1 protein-coding gene is annotated in these 775 nt (G+C 33.7%); it reads left to right on the forward strand.

Annotated features, from left to right (window positions below):
• Positions 1–30 precede the first annotated feature (30 nt).
• Positions 31–630, forward strand: coding sequence for a hypothetical protein (locus tag PVK62_RS17400; RefSeq protein WP_274445637.1), 600 nt, complete (start codon positions 31–33; stop codon positions 628–630).
• Positions 631–775 lie beyond the last annotated feature (145 nt).

The following is a 775-nucleotide window of genomic DNA, read 5'->3' on the forward strand; positions in this document are numbered from 1 at the left end:
GGCGTTATATTTTAAAGGGAAATTCTACGTATGACTTTTTGGTCTGATTTAAGTGCTTGCACTACTTGGGAATGTGTAAATGGTTTTGCTGCATGGCTTTCAGCTTTTGGTACTATATGTGTATCTGGCATAGCATTATGGTTGTCATTCAAAGATAGAAGGATTTGCTTAAATGCTGTATTTTGCAATTCGTTGATGTCGAGTAATAACCCTAACGTCCTTGATACTTGGAATTACGCATTAACTTGTGTGAATGTGGGGCATCGAAGTGTCACCATTACTAATTATCATTGGAAATTATTACAGTTTCCTTTTACTAAAAAGAATAAAATTGTTACTTATGGACATACTGAACCTGTGATTTCTGCATATTGTTCAAGATTGCCAATTGAATTAACTGATGGAAAGCAAGCGCAATTCTTTTTCCTTAGTGATTTTTTTGAAACAATTAAAGATAATGATGATTTTTTATTTTGCTCTACAAATAAATGGGTTGCTCTCCTTAGGATCTCAACTTTTAATTTATACATTGATACTAGTGTAGGTAAAGCGATCAAAGTGAAAACCTCGTTTTCAATGCGCAGAAATTTATGGCGAAAATATATAAAAATAACAAGTAGCTCAAAGTGAATGTGAGTATCAGCAATAAAAATATAACAAATGCATCAACACGATTTGCTACATTCGGCGTTGTCAGTTTGCCTTTAGTTTCAGTGATTAAGGCGTTAAAATTCAACAGGTCTGCATAGTAGCAAACGTGTTATGCAGGCGTTAT

The organism is Aliivibrio sp. S3MY1 (assembly GCF_028765575.1).
Lineage (GTDB): Bacteria > Pseudomonadota > Gammaproteobacteria > Enterobacterales > Vibrionaceae > Aliivibrio.